Genomic DNA, 484 nt, shown 5'->3' with positions numbered 1-484 from the left:
CGTCTACCTGGCGTCCGACGCCGCCCGCGAGGTCACCGGCCAGGTGTTCGCCGCGCGTCACCACGAACTCTTCCTGATGAGCCAGAGCCGGCCGCTGCGCAGTGTGCATAGCGAGCACGGCTGGACCCCGCAGAGCATCGCCGAGCACGGCATGCCGGCGTTGCGCGGCAGCTTCATGGACCTGGCGCGCAGCCCGGACGTGTTCTCCTGGGACCCGATCTGACCGAGGAGGCAATCCATGGGCGTGTTCAGGACCCGTTTCACCGAGACCTTCGGCGTCGAACACCCGATCATGCAGGGCGGCATGCAGTGGGTCGGCCGTGCCGAGATGGCTGCGGCGGTGGCCAACGCCGGTGGCCTGGCGACGCTGTCGGCGTTGACCCAGCCGAGCCCGGAGGCACTGGCTGCGGAGATTGCCCGCTGCCGCGAGCTGACCGATCGGCCGTTCGGGGTCAACCTGACCTTGCTGCCGACGCAGAAGCCG

Annotated in this window: 1 protein-coding gene and 1 pseudogene; both read left to right on the top strand. The window is 69.6% G+C overall.

The features are described from left to right. Window positions 1-223: hypothetical protein (locus FLP08_RS16905; protein WP_202912793.1), on the top strand; the 223-nt coding region annotated here is incomplete at its 5' end. Window positions 224-238: 15 nt separating this feature from the next. Then, a pseudogene (locus FLP08_RS16900) lies at window positions 239-484 on the top strand (NADH:ubiquinone reductase); the annotation flags it as partial.

Origin of the sequence: Christiangramia aestuarii, assembly GCF_009735585.1 — a bacterium.
Lineage (GTDB): Bacteria > Bacteroidota > Bacteroidia > Flavobacteriales > Flavobacteriaceae > Christiangramia > Christiangramia aestuarii.
This window is presented reverse-complemented; position numbering and strand designations above follow the sequence as displayed.